Below are 24,468 nucleotides of genomic sequence, written 5' to 3' on the forward strand. Positions count from 1 at the left end.
GGAACTTTGTTCCTATTTTGTTTTGAGGCGGCTTGTCGAAAAATGTTGAATTTTTTGTTAACTTGCTTTAAACATACTTGAATTCGTGCTGAAAATAAGCGATAAAAGACACAAATAACCGTCAAGAGGTTTGACCAGATAAAAAATTATCAGCAAATCCTTGAATCACAGAATTATGCGCCGTAAACTACGCCGCAATCTGAAAATAACGCATTGGCGTTTTTAATAAAGGAAAGAAGAATGAGCGACATCCAAGAACGCGTAAAGAAAATCATCATTGAGCAACTAGGTGTTAAAGAAGAAGAAGTAAAGCATGAAGCTTCTTTCGTTGATGACTTAGGCGCAGATTCACTTGATACTGTTGAATTAGTAATGGCTCTTGAAGAAGAGTTCGATACTGAGATCCCAGATGAAGAAGCTGAAAAGATCACTACAGTACAAGCTGCAATCGATTACGTAACGGCTCACGCTGAGTAATCAATCGCATATTAAGGGCAGCGTTCGCTGCCCTTAATCTATCTATACCCTGTATTTCCACGCATTTGGGTATTAATACCCACCAGAAAAATAATAATTCCCTTATTGGAGGCAAACCGTGGCTAAACGTCGAGTCGTCGTAACTGGCTTAGGAATGTTGACGCCGCTAGGTAATGATGTTGAATCAACCTGGCAAGGCTTGTTAAATGGCAAAAGTGGTATCCAAACTATCACTCATTTTGATACATCTAGTTTTGGCACCAAGTTCGCTGGTTTGCTGAATGATTTTGATGCGTCAGCCTATATGCCGGCAAAAGATGCTAAAAAAATGGATTTGTTCATCCAGTATGGCATTGCAGCAGGTGTACAAGCACTACAAGATTCTGGCCTTGAGATCACAGAGCAAAACGCAGCCCGCGTTGGTGTTGCTGTGGGTTCAGGCATTGGTGGTTTAACACTTATTGAAGAAAACCACATAAAGCTATTAAACAGTGGTCCACGTAAGCTTTCTCCTTTTTACGTGCCGTCGACCATTATCAATATGATCTCTGGTCATTTATCGATTATGCACGGTCTACGTGGTCCAAATATCTCTATCGTGACAGCCTGTACAACAGGTTTACACAACATTGGTCACGCTGCGCGCATGATTGCTTATGGTGATGCTGATGCGATGGTTGCCGGTGGTGCAGAGAAAGCCTCAACGCCAATTGGTATGGGTGGTTTTAACGCTGCACGTGCGTTATCAACCCGAAACGACGATCCGCAAGCTGCATCACGTCCATGGGACAAAGACCGTGATGGCTTTGTACTTGCTGATGGTGCAGGTGTTATCGTACTTGAAGAATACGAGCATGCGAAAGCCCGAGGTGCAAAAATCTATTCTGAGTTGGTTGGTTTTGGTATGAGCGGTGACGCTTATCACATGACGTCGCCACCAGAAGATGGTGCCGGTGCAGCCTTGGCGATGGAAAATGCTTTAAACGATGCGCAAATCAATGCAGATCAAGTGGGTTATATTAATGCTCACGGTACATCGACTAACGCTGGCGATAAAGCAGAAACCTCTGCGGTTAAGTCAATTTTTGGTAATGCTGCCAAAGATGTGATGGTGAGTTCATCAAAATCTATGATGGGTCATTTACTCGGTGCAGCAGGCTCTGTTGAATCAATTATCACTATTTTGTCGTTACAAGATCAAAAAGTAACACCAACAATTAATCTTGATAACCCTGATGAAGGCTGTGATCTGGACTACGTTCCACACACGGCTCGTGATGCGAAACTTGATTACGCATTATGTAACTCATTTGGTTTTGGTGGTACTAATGGCTCGTTGGTATTTAAAAAGGTATAATCTTTTTTAACAACGAGACAAAATAAGAGCCCAGTTGTTACTGGGCTTTTTTATATGCAAAATATGCCAAAACAAAAAACTCACATAGCGCAAACAATAAAATTAGTCACGCCACAGCAAGGCGTTAGCATAAGTAGCAATGATCGCGGCTTTAATTATGGCGATGGCTTTTTTACAACTGCAAAAATAGTTGATGCTCAAGTAGAGCATTGGCCACTTCACAGTGCACGATTAGTTGAATGCGCGCAGCGACTTAGTTTTGGTGAGCTGGATTTATCGGCGCTGCAGCAAGCAATCGCTGAGTATATTAAGACGGTTTTGCTGGGCGTATTAAAAATAGTGGTTACACGTGGTAAAGGAGGGCGTGGTTATGGCCTTCCTGAACAAAGCAATTTATTGATTGTACTGTCGCTATTACCGTTTCCTTCACACTACGCTCAATTAGCACAACAAGGTATTAAACTCGCTATTAGCCCTGTGCAACTTGCATCGCAACCATTGCTTGCTGGTTTGAAAACGTTAAATCGTTTAGAGCAAGTAATGATCAAACGCGCCATGCAAGGGCAAGATTGTGATGATGTACTGGTGTGTGATTATCACAATAATGTGATTGAAACCTCTGCGGCAAATATTTTTGCTATTAAAAATGCTCGAGTTTTTAGTCCAAGTTTGCAAAACTGTGGCATTCAAGGGGTTTATCTGCAATCACTGTGTGATAAGTTAACCATTGAATTTACTGATATTAAGCTAGAACAATTGCTGCAAATGGAAGCAGTATTTAGTTGTAATAGCTTAATGGGAATTGTGCCTGTTACAGCGATTGATGGTATGCAATTTGAGTTAGCAAATAGTTTAGTATTATTGCATGGTTTATTTACCAAGGAGTCTGCGTGTTAAGAGTGATTATATCGATTGTGTTGCTAGCATTATTGGTAACTGGAGTTGGTTATCAACAGTTGCAAGCTACTATTAACAGTAGTTTAAAAGCGCCAGCGAATACGTTGTTTGAAGTTAAAAAAGGCACGGGGTTTAATCAACTCTGCCAACAGTGGCAAGCAAAAAAATGGTTAGATGGGTGCTTACGTTATCAGATACTCGCGAAACTCGATCCGACACTGACGGATTTAAAAGCTGGTTTATATCAACTTAATAACGCCACGGTGCTTGATAACATTCGGCAAATCAATCAAGGTAAACAAGTAAGCTTTAGTTTTACAATTATTGAAGGTCAGTCACTTCGTGACGTGTTAGCGGCAATAAGTAAAGCCCAGTATCTTCGTCAAGATTTAAGTCTTGGTGAGTTATCTCAGCAAATAGTCGGCTCTGAGCAGCATTTAGAAGGGTGGTTATTTCCTGATACCTATTATTATCATGCTAATGATACGACAAGCTCAGTGCTCAAACGAGCGCATAAAATAATGCAAAATGTACTTGATGAGGCTTGGCAAAACAGGGCTGCTGATTTACCGTTTAAAACGGCCTACGAAGCATTGATTATGGCCTCAATTATTGAAAAAGAAACAGGTCTTGCCAGCGAACGGCCATTAATAGCCTCTGTATTTACTAATAGACTAAATACAAAAATGCGCTTGCAAACTGATCCAACCGTGATTTATGGCATTGGTGCTGACTTTGATGGTGATATAAAACGTAAAGATTTAACTAATCATACTCCGTATAATACATATAAAATTAATGGCTTACCGCCTACGCCGATTGCTATGCCGTCAAAAGCGGCAATACTTGCAGCAGTCAATCCACCTGAGTCTGAGTACCTTTATTTTGTTGCCAAAGGCGATGGTAGCCATCAATTTTCTAAAACCTTAAAAGAACATAACAAAGCAGTACAAGATTACTTACGTTATCAAAAACAGTTAAGCAAATCAGAGTAAAGAATATAAAACGAGAAAGCCGATTAATGCTTTTTCAAACTAAAAAGAGAGATCATGACAGCAGCAAAATTTATTGTGATTGAAGGCTTAGAAGGGGCCGGTAAATCGACAGCTATAGCAATTTGCCAACATTTTTTAGAGCAGCACAAAGTTGATTTTATTAATGTACGCGAGCCCGGCGGCACACCCATCGCTGAAGCACTGCGCACTATTGTAAAAGATAACCATGTCGAACAGATTGCCAGCGAAACAGAATTACTGCTGATGTATGCAGCCCGTTCGCAACTGCTACATAATGTTATTCGTCCAGCACTTGCTAAAGGACAATGGGTATTAGGCGATCGTCACGATCTATCATCGCAGGCTTACCAAGGCGGCGGACGTGAAATTGCCGCTACTACGTTAGATTCTCTCGCCAATATTGTATTAAAAGGTTTAAAACCAGATCTGACCATTTATTTGGACATTGAACCTGCGGTGGGCCTTGCCCGTGCGAAAGGACGCGGTGAACTGGATCGTATAGAACAACAAGCATTGAGTTTTTTTGAACGTACCCGCGCACGCTATTTAGAACTCGCAAATAGTGATGACACTATTAAAACAGTTAATGCAGGTCAAAGTATGCAATTAGTACATCAAGATATTATTACCGTGCTTGAACAATTTATGAAAAGTAACAATTAACATGATTTATCCTTGGCTTAGCAATGTTGAGCAGCAATTAGCAGCCAGTTTTAATGCTGGGCGTTTTCACCATGGACAATTATTTAATGGTCAACAAGGTGTTGGTAAGCTCGCCTTAGTGGAGCAGCTGGCTAATGCATTATTGTGCTTGTCTGCAACTAACTTAGTCCCTTGTGGGCATTGTAAGAGCTGCCATTTAAATCAAGCGGTTACTCATCCTGACAAATATGTAGTGCAAGCTGATGGACAAAGCATTGGTGTGGATGATATTCGCAGTGTCAGCGATTTCATGCATCAATCAGCGGCGCAAAATGCCAATAAAGTGGTGGTGATCAATGATTGCCATAAAATGACCACAGCGGCGGCCAATGCCTTACTTAAAACGTTAGAAGAGCCCAGCCCGCAGCGATTTTTGTTACTAACAACGAGTGCGACAACGCAATTACCGGCCACTATTTTAAGTCGCTGCGCGCTTACACAAGTAAAAGTGAATGACGCCAATGTTGCTATGAATTGGATTTCCCAACTGCACGTTCCTGCATATCCATGGTTAAAAATGTTTACCCAGCAGCCATTATTGATTGCCCGTTGGCAACAAGATGAGCAGCTGGAAGTAATCGATGAATTGTATAAGTTTGCAACTGAGCTAAAACAAGGCCATAATTTCAGTGCGTTAGTTGATATTATCAGTAAAGATACAGAGCGTGTTCGCGTCTTTTGTTTATTTTTAAGCGAACAATTAAAACAACAACTCATTGTTGGAATGGATTTTGATTCATATCAGAGTGCGCAAAATGCATTGGCCGAATTTGTGCAAAACAGTACACAGATATTAGGATTGAACTTGCCGTTGGCAGTGTCTCGTTTAGCGTATCGTTTACGTAAAAGCTATAAGTAGGATTATTGTGCAAGAATTATTAGTCGATTTAGATGATCTAGATGAATTATACCGCTGCTATATGCCGTATTTAAAAAATGGTGGACTATTTGTGCGCACTAATATGCGTTATGAGATGGGTCATTCATTGGCATTAAAAGTGACATTACCGGATGCGCTTGAAGATGATGTAATAACCGGAAAAGTTACATGGATCACGCCACAAGGCGCGCAAAGTTCTAATCCACCGGGCATTGGTATTAGTTTTATCGATGATAAAACTAACCTAAATGTGAAGATCGAAAAACTACTAGGGACTATGTTAAACTCTGGTAATCCAACTTATACCATGTAGTAAGCAGTAACATGATTGTAGATTCTCATTGCCATTTAGACCGACTCGATTTTGATAAACTCGATTTAAACTTAGACCAAGTACTTGATAGTGCACGGGCTAAACAAGTTGAACACTTTTTATGTGTGAGTGTCACACTTGATCAATTCCCTAGTATGCTAGAAAAAATTCAAGGCTATAGTGATGTCTCTGCTTCGTGTGGTGTTCACCCGCTTGATCAAAAAGACGCACTTGATAAACAACGCTTAATTGATTTAGCAAGCCACGATAAAGTAGTAGCAATTGGCGAAACAGGGCTTGATTACTATTATTCGAAAGACACCCATGCCGTGCAACAAGAAAGTTTTGTGGGTCATATTGAAGTGGCGAACGAGTTACAAAAACCACTTATAATTCATACTCGCGATGCGCGCGACGACACCATAAACTTAATGCGTGAACATAACGCACAAAAGTGTGGTGGTGTATTGCATTGCTTTACTGAAGATTGGGATATGGCTAAAAAAGCCATCGACTTAGGCTTTTATATTTCTATCTCTGGCATTGTGACCTTTAAAAATGCCGTAGAGCTTAAAGATGTTGTTAAACAAATCCCTCTTGATAGATTATTAATCGAAACAGACTCGCCTTATCTAGCGCCAGTACCGTATCGTGGGAAAACTAATCAGCCCGCTTATGTGCAAGATGTTGCTTATTACATTGCTGATTTAAAAGGTATTAGCTACAAAGAGCTTGCCAACGCGACTACGGAAAACTTCTACTCATTGTTCAACTTAGTGAACAAAGGTTAATTAGCATATGAGCACAGCATCACTTCCTCTATTAATAATGGGGCCGATGGTGCGCCGAGCTGATGCTGCAGAGGTTTGCATACAGTTTGCAACGTCTGTAGCATCACAATTTAGTATTGAATTTGATGATATAGACGTTTTTAGTGAGCAACAGAGCATTGCTTTAGGTACTCATCTTTACTTGCACTTTGTGATCGTAAAACCGATTGCCGCAACATTGCCTGTTAATCAGCTGATCAGCTACCGACTATTAAACAGCAACTTAGACGTTGATTTAAGTGATTTTTGTTATCAAGGAAAAGCCACCCCTGAATTTGTGATCCCGCAAAAACTTGAGCAGATTTTACATGGCTCATGCCGTAACCCACATCATCCTGCAAAAGATAGCTTAGTGGCTGCGAATGATTTTCAACAGCAAAATCGCAGTGTAAATCAAACCGGGGCGGATGTTTTACTGCTCTCTGGTGATCAAGTGTATGCCGATGATGTTGCTGGTGCGATGTTATTAGCAATTGAACGACTGATCAGCGTATTAGGAATATACCAAGAGCAACCACTGGCAATTGATTTACCTGCACAGTTAAGTGAACAACTTTATCAGCGCCACTTATATTTACCGACGGTCCCTTGGCAAAAACGCAATAAAATAGGGGTTGGCTATTGGCTAAAAAAAGATGAGCCACATTTTTCAAGCTTAAAAGCTGCAAATCACTTGATCTTTTTTGAAGAGTTTATAGCCCTTTATTTACTCAATTTTAGCCCGTTACTGTGGGACTTAATTGACTTTGATAGTATTAGCTATCAAGCAAGCTCGCCCAAATGCCAGCAAGTTTTTGATAATGAAAAAGCAGCTTTAACGGATTTTAAAAATGGCTTAGTACACGTTCAGGTGCTACTGGCAAATATTTCAACGTTAATGATGTTTGACGATCATGATGTTACCGATGATTGGAACTTGACGGCTGGTTGGGAGCAGGTTATTTACCAACATCCAGTTAGCCGCCGTATTGTTAATAATGGCTTGATCAGTTATTGGCTGATGCAAGGCTTTGGCAATGATGCAGGTCATAAAACAGCCGCTTTACTTGATGCGTTTAAGACGAGTTTTTCTGAGCAAAAACAATGGCAATTTAAAGCGTTTGATAAAACCATTCTCGAGTTTAATCATTGGCATTATGAGCTGAATACTGTGCCTAAAGTGGTCGTGCTGGATACCCGCACTCATCGTTGGCGTAATGAGCAAAACTTTAATGAGCCCTCTGGTCTACTTGATTGGGAGCGTCTCACTGAGCTCGAAGACAGTTTAGTGACTCATGAACAAGTGATCATTGTCTCACCCGCACCGGTGTTTGGCGTTAAATCAATTGAAGCTATTCAGTCATTGTTTAATATTTGCGGACAGCCATTATTAGTTGATGTTGAAAACTGGATGGCCCACGAAGGCTCAGCTAAAAAGTTACTGGATACCTTTCGCCGTGACGATACCCCTAAAGAAACGCTTATTTTATCGGGTGATGTACATTACTCATTCTGTTTTTCCGTACAGAAACGCTTTGGTAAGCACCCCAATAGAATTTGGCAACTTACTGCCAGTGGTATTAAAAATGAGTTTCCGCGTAAATTAATTAACGTGCTGGATAAGTTAGACTCGATTTTATACGCGCCGAAAAGCCCGTTAAACTTTTTTACAAAGCGTTGGCAGATGGAAGTCGATAAACATCAAACCATCGGGGAGGGGCAAAAATACTTGGTGAGTGATTCAGCGATTAGTTTGATTGAATTACAACAAGGAAAGCTGGCGCGTTATCAGTTACTCCATCCCGATAATCGCACCACAGAGTTTGATTTAAGCAATGATTAATTTAATGGTTTGCGCTGTTGTCTTACATAGTCGCTAACGTTACTTACTGTATCTAACCAATAACCGTTAGCAGGATCTTTCAGATAAACAAGCAATTGCTCGAGTACTTTTGCGTCAGTGGTATATTGATCTCCGTTACCAATTTCATGGCCCGCTAAAATCAACCAAGCATTATTTTCCCGTAATTGATCCAGCATGGTAATGATTTCATCAAAACTCATTCCGTCGATCCTAAGTCCTGTTAGCTGTGCAAAATCAGTAAAATTAGGATTATTAGCTGACTCATCTAACCAAGTTCGGCCGCTGTCAAAATGTTTAGCGATTAAAGGCACGTAGCTCTTAGTATCAATGCCCCGGCCAACAAATGTATTGCCGCACGGATAAGCAAAGGCGCGAGGGGTCACTCCTAAATGATCTTTTAGGTATTGCTGCGCTGATAAAATATCATTTTCAAGCCACTTGAGTGTAGTGTGTTCAAGTGATAAGTCTTGTGCTCTTAACCATTCAAAATTCCCTGTACATACGTGGCTGCTGGTATGATTTGCAATTTCATGGCCCGATTTTACCGCGTCTTGCCACTGAGTTAGGCGCTGCTTGACGTTAAAAGGGGAAACATAAAAAGTTGCTTTGACTTGGTGCCTGTTCAAAATCGCAGCGCCAACATCGACTTGGCTGTGACGGGCATCATCAAACGTGATACTCACAGCATTTTGCGCTTTATGCGGGTAATTAAAACCAAGGTATTTTTGCGACTCAGGATTGGCAATAACAGAGAATGACAGTACTGAAATAGTCATGATCAATGAAGATATTTTTAACATGGTAGTCCTTACACTTTCTTAGTCTATATATAGAAACAAGTTATGTGTAATAAAGCAATGATTACCTAAGTGACTGAATAAATTTCAAGACGATAGCTTATTTATAGACAAAAAAACGCCCAGAACGAATCCGCATTGTTCTGGGCTTAGGGGATGGCTCTAATGAGCCTGCGCTAACTTTAAAAACACCTTCTAAGTTCATTAAGGGAGAAGTAGAAAGTAATATTAAGTGTAGTTAACATATGTAAAAAAACCCAATAAATGATGATTTTTTATACTGCTTATAAAACAACTGTTTGTCTTAAAACGAAGCGCAAAGCTTAAATTTTATACATTGGTTGTTGCCAACTTATCCACACCTTATTATTATCACCAGCTGATCAGTTGAGTGTTTTGTACTAAATCTCGAGGTAAGGAGTTTTTAATTTTATTTTTTTGCCATTTTCCAAGCCCTATCGGACAGCCACAAAGGGTTAAAACCACTTCGCCAAGTGCGTTGCTAGGTTCGCTTAAACGAATATCTTTACCTTGAAAGTAGTCATTGGCCTGCTCGTTACTTAGCGCAATTACATTAGCCTTACATTGGCCACCAAATACGGTGGCAAATTCGTGGTTAAGACGCACCCCATTTTTGTGGATCATGCCGAGGTGGATACCAAGTCGCGCGTATTTTATTTTGTTTTCAATGGCGGCAAACTGCTCAGGGAATAGCCACAGTTCTTTATCGCGCTGCATTAGTGAGCCGCTGAGTGATGTCAGGTCAAATTGTTTTTTTAGCTCAGTGTAAAATGCTTGGCTGGATTTTTTGTCAAACGGCTGAAAAGGGAATGCACCTTTTTTTACTTTTTGATTTGGATTATCGCAGCTAGCAAGCTTTTTAAACTTAGCAATAAAAAAGCCTTCGCTGTCGAATGTTTGCGGCCAGACATGCAAATAGCCTTCGCTGGTTGTGGCTCGCTCTGCACCTGCAAACAAATGATCTAATGGTTGTATTTCAAGATGCTCTGCAAACTCAGTGAGAAGATATTCGCACACTTGCTGATTTTCGAGCGGGGTTAAAGTACAGGTTGAATAGACTAATGTACCGCCTGGTTTTAATGCATAGAAAGCGCTTTTTATTAAGTTTTTTTGCACTTTGGCAATATCAATGTTTGACTCAATTGACCAATTCTTTAAGGCATCAGCATCTTTTCGAACCGTACCTTCGCCAGAGCATGGGGCATCGAGTAAAATACTGTCAAAGCATTCATACATATAATCGCCAAAAATAGCCCCATCAAAATGCGACAATGCACAATTGCCAACTCCCATACGCTTTAAGGTTGCGCTGAGTACTTTTAAACGAGATGACGACAGTTCATTGGCAACCAATACCCCGTGATTATTCATTAATGCTGCTAATTGAGAAGTTTTAGAGCCAGGAGCGGATGCCATGTCGAGCACATGAGTTGCATCAGTTAATGCGTCTTTAAGTGCTATTGGTGGCAGCATCGAACTGGCTTCTTGTACATACATAGCGCCACTTAAATGTAGATCCGTGTTACCCAGTGCCAGAGCTTGCTCTTCATGTTCACTGCGCTCTAACCAAAAACCTTCGCTACACCATGGGATTGGGCTTAATGTCCAGCCTCTATCAAGGGCATACTGCTGAAAATCCTCAACCGACATTTTAAGCGTATTGACACGTACAGATTTACGAAGCGGTCTGCGACAGGCATTGAGAAAGTCATCCAATGTTAGGTGTGCTGGTAAATAGGTCTTTACGTCATCTATAAAATGCTGGGGAATATAGGTATTGGCGTCCAAGGCAGTGCTCACAGAGAATTTTAAAGTTGTATTCTAGCATTATTAGTGGCTCAGAGCAGTGCCTTAAATAATCTTTTAAAGTATACAAACCTGTCGACACTTGGTGCATAAATGTGTGTTTTAAGTGTTTTTAAACATTATTTATTATACTTATGTCGACAATAGCCGTTTTTAAACGCAGTTTTTACTGATTTAGGGTTGACACATTTACAGCTAAAGACCATAGTGTATCCGTAAATTGTCGACAATCTTAGAAGGTGAACAATGACGCAAGATGCTTTTAGTGAAACACCTATTACTACCGCCTCAGATCAGGTATTTGTGGATATGCGTCGAGAAATTGTCGAAGGCAGTATTGTTCAAGGTAGCAAGATATCCGAGCCAGAACTGGCAAAGCGTTATGGTGTAAGCCGTGCAACGCTTCGTGAAGCGCTTAACCGCCTTGAAAGTTGTTATTTAGTTGAGCGTAAAGCGAATGTGGGTTGTCGTGTTGTGGCACTTACAGCTGAACGTTTAATAGAAGTATATCAAGTTCGCAGTGCGCTTGAAGGTTTAGCGTGTCGTTTAGCTGCCGACAATATGGCACCGGATGAAGTACAAAGTTTAAAGCAATTACTTAATCAGCATCTGAAAACACAACGTGTAAAAGAGGGTGAGTCTTACTATCAAGAAGCCGGCGATCTGGATTTTCATTATCGCATTATTAAAGGCAGTAAAAACGACCACCTTATTCACTTATTGAGTAACGGACTTTATCAGTTAATTCGTATGTATCGTGTGCAAATGGGCATGGTTGGGCCTCGCGTATCAAAAGCGTTTGATGAGCACTTAGCCATTATTAATGCGATTGAAAACCATGATGGGGAATTAGCTGAGTTATTGATGAAGCGCCATATCAGTGCATCGCAAGCCAATATACAAACGAAGTTTAATTTACATGCCGCGCAAAATGAGCGCGCGGAGCAGTAAAAACGTCATATTAAACCATTAAAAAATATAAGTTGTCATAAAGCAACCCCGTTCAAAGTTAGGAGAATGTAATGTCAGCAGGATTAAAATTTAAACAGGCGATTGCCAATAATCATCCATTACAAGTCGTCGGCACAATCAACGCTTACACGGCGATGATGGCTGAAAAAATGGGTCATCAAGCAATTTACCTTTCAGGTGCAGGTGTCGCGAATGCTTCATTTGGTATGCCTGATTTGGGGATGACCAGTCTTGATAATGTTTTGGAAGATATTCGCCGCATCACAGGTGCCAGCGATTTACCATTACTTGTTGATGCCGATACTGGTTGGGGTGGAGCATTTAATATTGCTCGCACAGTCAAAGAGATGACCAAAGCCGGCGCGGCGGGGTTTCATATTGAAGACCAAGTAGCGCAAAAGCGGTGCGGCCATCGCCCGAATAAAGAAATTGTCTCGCAAAGCGAGATGGTTGACCGTATTAAAGCAGCTGTTGATGCTAAAACTGACAGTGACTTTTACATTATGGCGCGTACTGATGCGTTTCAAAAAGAAGGCTTAAATGCCGCGATTGAACGTGCAGCAGCCTGTGTTGAAGCCGGCGCCGATGCGATTTTTGCAGAAGCCGTACACGATCTTGCCGACTATCAAGCCTTTACCAAAGCGATTAATGTGCCTATTTTGGCTAACATTACTGAGTTTGGCCAAACGCCAATTTATACTAAAGAGCAACTAAGTGATGTAGGCGTAGAAATGGTGCTTTACCCACTCAGCGCGTTCAGAGCAATGAATAAAGCGGCACTTAACGTCTATTCAGCAATTTTAAATGAAGGCTCTCAACAGAGCCAAATTGAAAATATGCAAACACGTGCTGAGCTTTATGACTTTTTAGATTATCACTCGTATGAAAATACACTCGATAACCTTTTTTCAGCAAAATCTGATAAATAATAATAAATTCAACAGGAGACACATCATGGTAGATAAAGCATTAGGCGGCGCAGGACTTCGCGGACAAGTAGCAGGCCAAACAGCACTTTGTACAGTAGGGCAAACCGGTTCAGGCTTAACGTATTGTGGTTACGACATTGCAGAGCTTGCTGAAAAAGCGCAGTTTGAAGAAGTATCTTTCCTACTTTCGCGCGGTGAATTACCGACCTCTGCAGAGCTTAGCGAATACAAAGCTAAACTAAAAAGTTTACGTGGTTTACCACCGGCACTGAAAACTGTACTTGAAAACATTCCAAAAGACGCGCACCCAATGGATGTCATGCGTACAGGTTGCTCTATGCTAGGTAACCTTGAAATGGAGCATGACTTTAGTCAGGCTAATGATGCCATTGACCGTATGGTTGCGGTATTCCCAAGCATTATTTGTTACTGGTATCGTTTTACTCACGACGGTGTGCGTATTGAAACACAAACTGATGATGACTCAGTTGGCGCGCATTTTTTAACGCTACTACATGATAAAGCGCCATCAGAGTTATTTGCTCAAGTGATGAATGTATCGCTGATTTTATATGCAGAGCATGAATTTAATGCCTCAACCTTTACTGGTCGCGTTTGTGCATCGACATTATCTGACATTCACTCTTGTGTAACAGGTGCCATTGGCACGTTACGTGGCCCATTACATGGCGGCGCGAATGAAGCGGCAATGGATATGATTGAAGGCTTTAAAGATGCAGACCATGCAGAGCAAGAAATCATGGGCATGCTGGAGCGTAAAGATAAAATTATGGGCTTTGGTCACGCAATCTATCGCGAATCAGATCCACGTAATGTGATCATTAAAAAGTGGTCTGAAAAACTCGCTGCAGAGCTAGGCGACGAGGTACTTTATCCAGTATCAGTGCGCTGTGAAGAAATTATGTGGCGTGAGAAGAAGTTATTTTGTAACGCAGACTTTTTCCATGCATCGGCGTATCACTTTATGGGCATTCCAACTAAGTTATTCACCCCTATTTTTGTTATGAGCCGTGTAACAGGCTGGACCGCACACGTAAAAGAGCAACGCGCTAATAACCGTATTATTCGCCCAAGTGCAGATTACACTGGGCCAGAAGCGCGTAGTTATACGCCAATCGAATCACGTTAAGACTATTAAAGGTGGGCGAAAATACGCTCACCTTTTATTTTTTGCACATTGCCACTAGCGCATAGTTTTTAAGGCCTCTTTTTTCATACATCCCTTAAACACGCTATACGTGTGCGACCACCGTCACCAAATTAGCGAGTCTTGTAATGACTATCATAAACAATACTAAATACAGAAAACCCTTACCTAACTCTAATGTCGATTATTTTGACACCCAAGCTGCAATTGATGAAATTAAGGCTGGTGCGTACGCAGCCTTACCCTATACATCACGTGTTTTAGCAGAGAATTTAGTACGCCGCTGTGAGCCGCAAATGCTAACCGCAGCACTGTCGCAGCTTATCGAACGCAAACAAGATTTAGATTTCCCTTGGTATCCCGCGCGCGTAGTCTGTCACGATATTTTGGGACAAACAGCGCTGGTTGATTTAGCTGGCTTGCGTGATGCCATTGCAGCCAAAGGCGGCGATCCAGCTAAAGTTAACCCAGTAGTACCAACACAGCTGATTGTTGATCACTCATTAGCCGTTGAATACGCAGGGTTTGATCCTGATGCTTTTGAAAAAAACCGCGCTATTGAAGATAGACGTAACGATGACCGTTTCCACTTTATTAATTGGACTAAAACTGCGTTTAAAAATATTGATGTGATCCCTCCGGGTAACGGCATTATGCATCAAATCAACCTTGAGAAAATGTCGCCGGTGATCCAAAGCCGCGATGGGATTGCTTTTCCTGATACCTTAGTCGGTACTGATAGCCACACACCGCATGTTGATGCGTTAGGTGTCATTGCAGTAGGTGTTGGCGGCCTTGAAGCCGAAAGCGTGATGCTTGGCCGCGCCTCTTATATGCGTTTGCCTGATATTATTGGTGTTGAACTCAGTGGCAAACGTCAACCGGGTATTACAGCAACGGATATCGTGCTTGCGATCACTGAGTTTTTACGTGGCCAGCGTGTCGTATCAAGCTATTTAGAGTTTTATGGTGAAGGCGCAGATGCATTGACATTAGGCGATCGCGCTACTATCTCAAATATGACACCAGAATTTGGTGCCACCGCAGCGATGTTTTATATCGACCAGATGACCATTGATTACTTACGCCTAACAGGACGTGAAGAAGAGCAAATTGCCTTAGTTGAAAATTACGCAAAAACTACCGGTCTGTGGAGCGACAGCCTAAAAACAGCGCAGTACGATCGGGTATTAAAATTTGATCTATCAAGCGTTGGCCGCAATATTGCTGGACCGTCAAATCCGCATCGCCGTGTTTCAACCAGTGATTTGGCAGTGCAGGGGATCTCTGGGGTTGTTGAAAATGAAGACGGTTTAATGCCGGACGGTGCCTGCATTATTGCTGCTATCACTAGTTGTACGAATACCAGTAATCCACGTAACGTCATTGCAGCTGGTCTTATTGCGCGTAATGCAAATGCGAAGGGCTTAACTCGCAAGCCATGGGTTAAAACCTCATTAGCACCGGGTTCAAAAACAGTGCAATCGTATCTTGAAGATGCCAAATTACTGTCAGAATTAGAGCAACTTGGTTTTGGTATTGTTGGCTTTGCGTGCACTACGTGCAACGGTATGAGTGGCGCGCTTGATCCCGTTATTCAACAAGAAGTGATTGATCGCGACCTATACGCCACGGCTGTGCTCTCTGGTAATCGTAATTTTGATGGCCGTATTCACCCGTACGCTAAGCAAGCATTTTTAGCGTCTCCGCCATTAGTAGTTGCCTATGCCATTGCAGGAACTATTCGTTTTGATATTGAAAAAGACGTACTCGGACAAGACCAGCAGGGCAATGACGTAACCTTAAAAGATATTTGGCCATCAGATGAAGAGATTGACGCAGTGATTAAACAAAGCGTAAAACCTGAGCAGTATAAGAAGGTTTACGAGCCGATGTTTAATTTAACCGTTGATTACGGTGAAGATAACGACCCACTTTACGATTGGCGCCCACAAAGTACTTATATTCGCCGCCCGCCATATTGGGAAGGCGCACTCGCTGGTGAGCGTACCATGAAAGGTATGCGCGCATTAGCGGTACTTGGCGATAACATCACAACTGATCATTTATCACCGTCAAATGCAATTATGGCCAGTAGTGCAGCAGGTGAGTACTTAACGCATATGGGTGTGCCAGAAGATGACTTTAACTCGTACGCAACGCACCGCGGCGACCATTTAACTGCGCAACGTGCAACCTTTGCTAATCCTAAATTACTTAATGAAATGGTGATTGAAAATGGCGAAGTGAAACAAGGCTCATATGCCCGTATTGAGCCTGAGGGCACAGTTACTCGGATGTGGGAAGCAATCGAAACCTATATGCAGCGCAAACAACCATTAATTATTGTTGCAGGAGCTGACTATGGCCAAGGTTCTTCTCGTGATTGGGCAGCCAAAGGCGTGCGTTTAGCAGGCGTTGAAGTTATTGCTGCAGAAGGTTTTGAGCGTATACACCGTACTAACTTAATTGGTATGGGTGTATTACCGCTGGAATTTAAAGCGGGCACCACCCGTAAAACGCTTAAGCTAGATGGTAGTGAAAGTTACGATGTAACTGGTGAATTAACACCAGGTGCGAGCGTTAATTTAACGATTACCCGCACTGATGGTGAAGTATTAAATGTGCCAACAAAGTGCCGTATTGATACTCAAGAAGAACTATCCATTTATGCTGCAGGTGGCGTATTACAACGCTTTGCTCAAGACTTTTTAGAAGCCACGCAAAGTGTATAAGGAAAACAGTCATGACATTTAAACCACAAATTAAAGTACCTGCCACCTACATGCGCGGTGGCACTAGTAAAGGGGTATTCTTTAATCTCAGCGATTTACCAGAGGCTGCACAAGTGGCAGGTTCTGGGCGAGATAATTTATTGCTGCGAGTGATTGGTAGCCCAGATCCATATGGCAAACAAACCGATGGTATGGGGGGGGCTACTTCTAGTACCAGTAAAACCGTTATTTTAAGTAAAAGTGAGCAAGCTGATCACGATGTTGATTACTTATTTGGCCAAGTTGCTATTGATAAAGCGTTTGTTGATTGGAGCGGGAACTGCGGCAATTTAACCTCTGCAGTTGGCGCATTTGCAATTAGTAATGGTCTTGTTGATGCTAGCCGTATTCCAGAAAACGGTATGGCTATAGTGCGAGTTTGGCAAGCTAATATTAAAAAAAGCATTTTAGTGCATGTGCCAATGACTAACGGTGAAGTACAAGAAACGGGTGACTTTGAACTCGACGGGGTGACATTTCCCGCCGCTGAGGTGAAATTAGAGTTCATTGATCCAGCGGATGGCGATGGTGCGCTATTTCCAACAGGCAATGTGGTAGATGAACTAGCAGTCCCTGAGTTTGGTGTACTTAGAGCCACTATGATCAACGCGGGTATCCCTACTATTTTTGTTAATGCAGCAGATATCGGCTATACCGGCACTGAACTTCAAGATGATATAAATAATGACGAACAAGCATTAGCTAAGCTTGAGTCTATTAGAGCGCATGGGGCAGTTAAAATGGGCTTGATCGCTCATATTAGTGAGGCGGCAGCGCGTCAACATACACCAAAAGTGGCATTTATTAATAAACCGATGACATATCTAGCTTCAAGCGGTAAAGAAATTCACAGTGATAATATCAACCTACTGGTACGTGCCATGTCGATGGGGAAACTTCATCATGCCATGATGGGTACTGCCGCTGTTGCAATCGGCACCGCAGCTGCGATAGCAGGATCGCTCGTTAATCTTGCAGCTGGTGGCGGTCAGTTGAGCGAAGTTAACTTTGGTCATCCGTCAGGTACATTAACTGTAGGCGCGCAAGCGATACTTCAAAACGGTAAGTGGCAGGTTACCAAGGCCAGTATGAGTCGCAGTGCTCGTGTGCTAATGGAAGGCGTTGTCCGAGTACCTGAGGTCAATTAATTAGTGAAATAAAACTAAAAGTGGCAGTCAGGCCACTTTTACATCCATATTTATGTGAAAAAATGTAAACAGTATTGCGTCAAATTGTATTTTTTGCTTGATATTTCCCCTAAAGTTAGTCCCTCAATGAGTTTCAAAAAAAAACAGTGTTTTTTTAATTCTTTGTTTTTAAATGTTTTTTATTTTATTTCTTTTAACTTGTGTTAAAAATGGCAGTGCTAGTTAGATGCATATTTACAGGTGTAATTAAAATTACATTTTTTTATAAATTGTCATATATTGGTGGTAAGTTGATAACATGTAATAATAATGTGGTTAATTACGTTAATTTGATACGGTTTTATACATAATTTTAACTTAAATGACTGTTGATATTAATATAGGCTACGATTTCAGTAATGCTATTTGCTAACAAGCACCCTAGGAGATTTTCATGGCGAAAAGAATAATTAAATTTACCCCAATTGCAGCCTCGGTTGCATTGACTCTCGGCCTGACCGGTTGTGGCTCAGAAAATGATAATAACTATAACAAGCCTGAACCAGTTACAGTATACAAAGGCGAAGTCAGCACTAATTTTAATACCCAAGTATCGGGGAAAGCTGTAAAAGGCGCGTTAAAAAATGCCAAAGTGACAGTATCTACTGTTGATGATGCGGGGGAATCTGTCCCAGTAGCTTATCGTTTAGAGGCTGCATCTGATGCAAGCTATACTGCAGAATCGACAACTTCACAAGCAGACGCTGATGCCAAAGCATTGGCATTGGTTGCGGCAGCTAATCCAACAGAGACAATGACGTCAACCAGTGGTGCCTATAATATTTATCTAGAAGACGGCTTTTCGGGTCCGCTTTATATTACGGTGAGTACGTCGAAAGAAGATGACAGCATGGTCAAGTGTGATTCATTTACCGGTTGTGGCAGCTATGATGAAACCCCAGCAGCATCTGAAGTCGCTGGGATGATCAATAATGGCGATGCCGCGATTGATTTTGGCGAATGGTACAAAGATGATCTTGAATTACAAGTTGTTAAGTTTATTAAAGCTTCACCAGCACCAGCAAGTGCTCGTGGTATTAATTTCGCGGAGGGTGATGGTACTGGTGTGCAGCAGTACTTTGCTAATGTGACTTTATATACGAGTATCGCAGCAAAAATGTTGTTAGACGGTGCTAAAGATGGTTCAGCAGTCTCAGATGAAGCAGTTGCAGCGGCAAGTTTAAAAACATTAATTCAAGTATTAGGGCCTGATACAGCAATTAAAGCCGCTTCTTTACTTGGTGATATTTCTCTTGGTGGTGCGGTTGATTTCAGTGATATTGGCGAAGGTGATTCACTGGATGCAGGTACTTTGGCATTAGTTCAAACTGCCGTTTCATTGCAGTCTGTCGCGGGGGCGGGTGCCAATGGCTCATTAAAAGACCTTATTGCAAGTCTATCTGCAGCTGTTAAAGAAGGCAAAGTAAGCAACAGTGACAATGAAATTGTCCAGAAGATTGCAGCTGAGTTACAAAAAGCAGTTGAGAATACCAGCCTTATTTTTGCCGCAGTAGTTACAGGTGAAGGTATTGATGAAGCATTTGCTAAAGTTGCTGAAAACTTAGGTATTACCGATCCTGATGAAATTGCAAAACTCAAAAATAAAGCCACCAAAGCTGTTGAAGATGTGCAAGCAAAAGCAAAAGATAAAGGGCTTGATAAAGATTTAAAAGAAACCGCAAAAGAAGTTAAAAAAGCATTAGAGAAAATTGGCTGTGAAGATAACTGTGATGCTGGTGATGATCTAACAGCTAAAGTAGCGGCTGAGTTAGAATTACAAGTTACTGCAACAACTGCTGCATTAGCTACGTCTACCGACTCAATCGCTGTTGGTACTGCTGAATTGACAAAAGTGAAAACGTTGGGTGATGCTGGTTTAGAAACAACCGAGCAGGTTTTGGCTTACAGTGCTGATGTGTTTACGTTATCAGGGAGCAAGGCGGAATATAGCCAGTTACAAGTAGAGCTTTCTGCTGCACTTGCTTCAACACAAGGGATTGCAACAACCGCCGCAAGTTTAGGTGAGCAATATCAACAATTAGTTGATAAAGCAAACTCGTTAAGTAGCGCTGTTGCAACCCAACTCGCAGCGGTTTCAACTTTAATTACGGGGATTGATGCTGAGGTGGTTCGCTCTAATGAGGCTGTGACTGCATTAGGCATCGATATCGACGTTGCAAAAAGCAATGTGACTATCGCAAGCAATAACCTAGATGCTGCTGATTCTGCGGCAATGATTGCGCAAAGTGATTTAGCAACAGCTATGATTGCAGTTGCCGCTGCAGCGATTGACAACAAAGCTAATGCAGAACTTGCTTTGTCATCCGCTCAAGCTGCAATTACCGTGGCTACAGCGACTAGTGCAAAAGCAGCCGAACTCGCTAATGCGGCAGTACAAGCTGAGGTTGCTGCTGCTGCATTAATGGATATTGCCGCTGAAGCGAGTGATAAAGAGATTGCTACAAATTTATCTGCAGAAGCTAAACTCAGTGCTACATTAGCCACAAGCGTTAGCAACGAAGCAGATACTGCTTTGAGCAGTGCAACCTCACTTGAATCTGATGCCCAAGCAGCAATTGCAACATTTACAGTATTAGTTGATGTTAAAGCAGGCACTGAGAGTATTCGAAATGCAACTTTGGTAACGAAAACAGGCGGTCGAGCATTATTTGATACTGCCGAAGTTATTTATGATGTGCTAACAGAAGCTTGGGACTTAGGAGATGAAGCCACTGGTGTTGTTTCTACACGATATCCTAATTGGACGTATAGCTTTGATAAAGATGCATTAGAGCTAAATCTTGTTAATAGTGAAAATGGCGATAAGATCAACGTTAATGGTTCTATCAATAATAAAGCAATTGTATTTGCGTTTGGCGGTATGATTGAAACAGTTGATGGTGCAAAAGTTAGTATTGAAACACTTGATGATATGGGTGAGGCTTTACAGAATTGTATCGACGCTAACAGTGGGACTATTCCTAAAGATCTATCAGATTCTTGTTTAGTAATTAACTTTGAAGAGGAAGTTTCAAGCGATACGGCTGTTGATGGAAATGTGTTATCAGTAGATGGCTGGAGTCGTGTTGAAATAGTTGACGGTGATTCAGGATTTATTGGTACATTAAGCATATCTGGCGCAGATGTAACAGAGCTTGGCATGATCAGCGCAACAGGTGTTACAGGTGATATTGATTTCACTGCGATGTTATCTGTTGATTGGGCAAATGAAAATGATAATTATGCCGTTGATATCGAGTTACATAATAGTATTGGCTATACACTATCTTTGATGGCAGAAGAGGGTGAGGACTTTATGGGTAGCGTAAATGCTAACTTCGCAGGTGCGATGATGAAGTTTGGTACAGTAACAGAGATCACAAATGGTATTTCTGTAGAGTATATTGATGGTGAAGTTATCGATTACACTGATATTAGTTTTTTAGATTCATCGAAGTAACGTAAAAATAAGAGGGAGAGTCGTTCTCCCTCTTAAATAATAACAAGTGAAATAAGTATGAAAAAAAAAATTCTCACGTTAGGATTTTCCGCTTTTTTAATTACCCCTATTAGTTACGCTGCAGAGCAGTTTCAAGTCTTTACCACATTCGATTCAGAAGTGTATACAGAAGCACAACCTGTCACTGCCTTTATTGACGACTTTGATGCTCCACTTACATCAGGTGATAGCGCATTTACTTATAATGTGTTTGAGTTTGGCGTTGGTTATGGAAATTTTAAAGTCGGTTATCAAAGTCGTTTTGATTATGTTTTAAGTTTTGATCCGGATACTGCTGTTTACTTTCATACCGAAAAAAATGACCTTCCTTTTGAAGATAGAAATTATGTTTATTACCTAGACGGTAAGCAATCAACCACCAATGGATTGTTTGTTTCATATGATTTCAAATTTTTAGACTCTGACGCATTAACAATAACGCCTAAATTAACGGTTTTTGCTAGTACGCATTTTCAAGATATAAATGTAGAAGGTACAGTTTATAGTGATGAGATCCAAGGCGCATTAACAGTTGACTCTTATTTTTCGAAAGATATTTTATTTAAGCGATTTACTCCTGATGAGAACCCATCCGGCTTAGGGTACAGCGTTGATTTAGCAGTTAATTGGAAAATAAATCAAGACTTAACCATCGGCCTTCTCGCACAAGACTTACTGTATGAAACCGAGTATAAAAAAAGTGGTTTTGCAAATGGTTATACAACAGAGCTCCCGTTTACTGAAAACGATGATGGCGATATTGCTACTGAGCCTACAATACGCTTAGCAACGTCAGAGTATGGTAATGAAGTTACACATAAATTTGATATGCCGGTGCGCGTTAAGGTTTATGCGGATTATCGTATTAATGATTTGTTTTCTTCAGAGCTGATGGTTAAACAATTTGATCAAGATACGTTTTCTCAATTAAAAGCACGCATGCACTTTTGGGATCATTGGGCAGTTATTGGTGGTTATGAAATAAAAAGTGAAGCATTTTTGCTGGGTATTGAGAACGATTATTTTGGTTTTAATATACAGACCGATAATCTCGATATTGATAAAGCGTATTATGCCAATGTAAATTGGTACCTGAAGTTAGCGTTTTAAGGACTTGTGATGTTTAAAAAACTTATATCAGTTAGTTTACTTATGTCATTAGTTGGTTGTGGTGACTCATCAGATAATGGCACAACAAACACTTTGCCTGTCATGCTGACGTCCTCCTCGGTAAGCTTTTATATTGCGCCTTGGCAATCCACTGCGGGTACGTTAACACTCATTAATGATAACACGGGCTCTATAGAAAATATTGACGTTGCAAATATTAATGATGTGACTTTACCAACCACAACTTTAAATTTTCATCATGTTGAATTTACCTCAAATGCAACGACGTTAACATGTCCAAGTTTTGCAGGTTGTGGTCGCACAGTGAGAAACAACCCGAATGATCAGAATTCTAATCGTCGCATTGATTATCAAGAAGTGATGGATATGACATTAAGTTACCGTGCTGATTTTTTTGCAGCCCCGGGCGAAAATAAGGTTTATTTATCGCCGATCAGCTCAGTGATTAGCGACAATAACTTAGACATAAGCATAACCACACAAAGCTTGAGTGCGACACCTTTTTATCACCTCACTCATAGTCAGTTGAATGACAGCCTTGAAGCTGAGTTGCTTACTAATGCACTGACTTTTGGTGTGATCTTAAAAAGAGCTGCGGATATCGAGGCGAGTTTAAATACAGCCAATAATACGGTGGTAGAACAACAGGCCCAGTTAGCAAGTTTGCCACTTTATCGTACTTTTGCAGATCGCTATGTGTCAGAGAATTTACTTAATGAAGATGGTAATCAATTATTGCAATCCGTCGTTGGAGAGGTCAAACAAAAGCTAGTTATGATTGGGAATGCTAGCAATATTTCGCCACTAGAACGAGATGAAGAGCAATTACACTCTCGTGAGTTACTCGAAGATGTGCGTAATATAATAGGTGTGGCACGCTTACAAGAGCAAACGTACAGTGATGAGCTCAAACAAAAGCTAACTGAATTTGAAACAATATTAGGCGAAGACTCGCAACAAACTATTATCGTTTTAGCGAATGTGCTTTATGACGTGCTCTATAACTTTTCGCCATTAAATAATACCGACGCAGGAGTTTATAATTTACAGGGACTGACAATAAACTACCAACAATCCCCTTATTCTTGGGCTATTAGTGGCCAGTATGATGAGCATGACGTACAGCTAGATTTAAATATTCCACAATGGCAAGTAAGTGGACTGCTGGGTAATAAAGTATCCGGTATTATTAGTGCGAAAGTGATAGGCAAAGATGCTCAACTAAACGCCGATGTGAGTGATTTAGTGTTGTCATTTGATGGAACTGACGATCCATTTTCAAATGATCAAAGTGAAACAACCGGGCAGCTGAATATAGAGACAAAGGTTTCATTAGAAAGTGCCAATAGCGGCGTCTTAACCGGTGATATAAAGCTAAACGCTGATCGCTTCGTTACTCCTTTTGAAGAGCTTGTGACAGTGGTATCTGGCTTTGACTTTAAAGGTCAGCTTGTTAGTGAAAATCAAACGACACAGTTTAACCTACAAGCAATAGAAGCAACGCCATTTATAAATGAAGCTACACAGAATCTTGCATTTGCTGTGCAATTGATAACGCCATTAAATGGCGCACCGGATTTTCAGTTTGCTTATGTTGGTCGTTTGAATCGTTTAGCTGATATTAGCAATGCAGAGATTGCCTTACGGCTAAAGGATAGAGCACTTGAAATTAACTTACGTACTGTTGGCAATAATATTAATGCAGTGATCCACGGTGCTCAAGGTCGCTGGTTAGATGTTAAGCAAAAAGGTCGAAACTACAGTGGTGGATTATATTTTGGCGATACACAAATCGCAGATGTAACAGCGGTAAGAGGGGTTCCTGGTATATTATTTCCTGATGGGACATTTGAGTCGTTGTTTTAATAA

At 41.2% G+C, this 24,468-nt stretch carries 19 protein-coding genes; 17 read left to right on the plus strand and 2 right to left on the minus strand.

What is annotated here, in order from left to right:
* The first annotated feature begins 240 nt into the window (after positions 1-240).
* The 9 genes from acpP to H5183_RS08475 all read left to right on the plus strand — a co-directional run bounded on the left by acpP (position 241) and on the right by H5183_RS08475 (position 8,294).
* The gene (acpP, locus tag H5183_RS08435; RefSeq protein ID WP_016707440.1) at positions 241-477 is read left to right on the plus strand and encodes an acyl carrier protein; all 237 of its coding nucleotides are present in this window, start codon (positions 241-243) and stop codon (positions 475-477) included.
* A 118-nt stretch (positions 478-595) separates the two neighbouring features.
* A complete protein-coding gene (fabF, locus tag H5183_RS08440) occupies positions 596-1,834 on the plus strand; it encodes a beta-ketoacyl-ACP synthase II (protein WP_149982366.1) in 1,239 nt (412 codons plus the stop codon).
* 54 nt (positions 1,835-1,888) lie between these two features.
* Positions 1,889-2,731, plus strand: coding sequence for an aminodeoxychorismate lyase (gene pabC / locus H5183_RS08445; protein ID WP_259397134.1), 843 nt, complete (start codon positions 1,889-1,891; stop codon positions 2,729-2,731).
* Positions 2,725-3,726 (plus strand): endolytic transglycosylase MltG, encoded by a 1,002-nt coding sequence (mltG, locus tag H5183_RS08450; RefSeq protein WP_149982365.1) that lies wholly within the window; start codon positions 2,725-2,727, stop codon positions 3,724-3,726. Before pabC ends, mltG begins: the two co-directional genes overlap by 7 nt.
* Before the next feature lie 54 nt (positions 3,727-3,780).
* Positions 3,781-4,410, plus strand: coding sequence for a dTMP kinase (tmk, locus tag H5183_RS08455; RefSeq protein WP_145233590.1), 630 nt, complete (start codon positions 3,781-3,783; stop codon positions 4,408-4,410).
* Position 4,411: 1 nt separating this feature from the next.
* On the plus strand, positions 4,412-5,308 hold the full coding sequence (locus tag H5183_RS08460; RefSeq protein WP_182731432.1) for a DNA polymerase III subunit: 897 nt from the start codon (positions 4,412-4,414) through the stop codon (positions 5,306-5,308).
* A gap of 7 nt (positions 5,309-5,315) precedes the next feature.
* Positions 5,316-5,642 carry a PilZ domain-containing protein gene (locus H5183_RS08465; protein WP_145233592.1) on the plus strand — a complete coding sequence of 109 codons (327 nt, stop codon included), beginning with the start codon at positions 5,316-5,318 and terminating at the stop codon, positions 5,640-5,642.
* Between the two features lie 11 nt (positions 5,643-5,653).
* A complete protein-coding gene (locus H5183_RS08470) occupies positions 5,654-6,433 on the plus strand; it encodes a TatD family hydrolase (protein ID WP_182731433.1) in 780 nt (259 codons plus the stop codon).
* Positions 6,434-6,440: 7 nt separating this feature from the next.
* Complete coding sequence (locus tag H5183_RS08475) at positions 6,441-8,294, plus strand: metallophosphatase (protein ID WP_182731434.1); 1,854 nt, start codon at positions 6,441-6,443, stop codon at positions 8,292-8,294.
* Here H5183_RS08475 and H5183_RS08480 read toward each other — a convergent pair.
* Together H5183_RS08480 and rsmF are read right to left on the minus strand one after the other, a co-directional pair.
* A complete protein-coding gene (locus tag H5183_RS08480) occupies positions 8,291-9,115 on the minus strand; it encodes a polysaccharide deacetylase family protein (RefSeq protein ID WP_182731435.1) in 825 nt (274 codons plus the stop codon). The genes H5183_RS08475 and H5183_RS08480 overlap by 4 nt on opposite strands.
* Positions 9,116-9,484: 369 nt before the next feature.
* Entirely contained in the window at positions 9,485-10,921 is a 1,437-nt protein-coding gene (gene rsmF / locus H5183_RS08485) for a 16S rRNA (cytosine(1407)-C(5))-methyltransferase RsmF (RefSeq protein WP_145234083.1), read from the minus strand.
* Positions 10,922-11,185: 264 nt separating this feature from the next.
* Between rsmF and H5183_RS08490 the strand changes: the two genes are divergently transcribed.
* From H5183_RS08490 to H5183_RS08525, 8 genes are all read left to right on the plus strand, one after another.
* Positions 11,186-11,890, plus strand: coding sequence for a GntR family transcriptional regulator (locus tag H5183_RS08490; protein WP_145233596.1), 705 nt, complete (start codon positions 11,186-11,188; stop codon positions 11,888-11,890).
* Positions 11,891-11,961: 71 nt separating this feature from the next.
* Positions 11,962-12,840, plus strand: a complete 879-nt coding sequence (gene prpB, locus H5183_RS08495) for a methylisocitrate lyase (RefSeq protein ID WP_145233598.1) — start codon at positions 11,962-11,964, stop codon at positions 12,838-12,840.
* Positions 12,841-12,865: 25 nt separating this feature from the next.
* The gene (prpC, locus tag H5183_RS08500) at positions 12,866-13,990 is read left to right on the plus strand and encodes a 2-methylcitrate synthase (protein ID WP_145233600.1); all 1,125 of its coding nucleotides are present in this window, start codon (positions 12,866-12,868) and stop codon (positions 13,988-13,990) included.
* A gap of 146 nt (positions 13,991-14,136) precedes the next feature.
* On the plus strand, positions 14,137-16,743 hold the full coding sequence (gene acnD, locus H5183_RS08505) for a Fe/S-dependent 2-methylisocitrate dehydratase AcnD (protein ID WP_182731436.1): 2,607 nt from the start codon (positions 14,137-14,139) through the stop codon (positions 16,741-16,743).
* Between the two features lie 11 nt (positions 16,744-16,754).
* A complete protein-coding gene (gene prpF, locus H5183_RS08510) occupies positions 16,755-17,930 on the plus strand; it encodes a 2-methylaconitate cis-trans isomerase PrpF (RefSeq protein WP_145233606.1) in 1,176 nt (391 codons plus the stop codon).
* 433 nt (positions 17,931-18,363) lie between these two features.
* On the plus strand, positions 18,364-21,429 hold the full coding sequence (locus H5183_RS08515; RefSeq protein ID WP_182731437.1) for a hypothetical protein: 3,066 nt from the start codon (positions 18,364-18,366) through the stop codon (positions 21,427-21,429).
* A 57-nt stretch (positions 21,430-21,486) separates the two neighbouring features.
* Positions 21,487-22,578, plus strand: coding sequence for a hypothetical protein (locus tag H5183_RS08520; protein ID WP_145233608.1), 1,092 nt, complete (start codon positions 21,487-21,489; stop codon positions 22,576-22,578).
* 9 nt (positions 22,579-22,587) lie between these two features.
* Entirely contained in the window at positions 22,588-24,465 is a 1,878-nt protein-coding gene (locus H5183_RS08525) for a hypothetical protein (protein WP_145233610.1), read from the plus strand.
* Positions 24,466-24,468: the final 3 nt, after the last annotated feature.

Source organism: Pseudoalteromonas sp. SR44-8, from assembly GCF_014163635.1.
Taxonomy (GTDB): domain Bacteria; phylum Pseudomonadota; class Gammaproteobacteria; order Enterobacterales; family Alteromonadaceae; genus Pseudoalteromonas; species Pseudoalteromonas rhizosphaerae.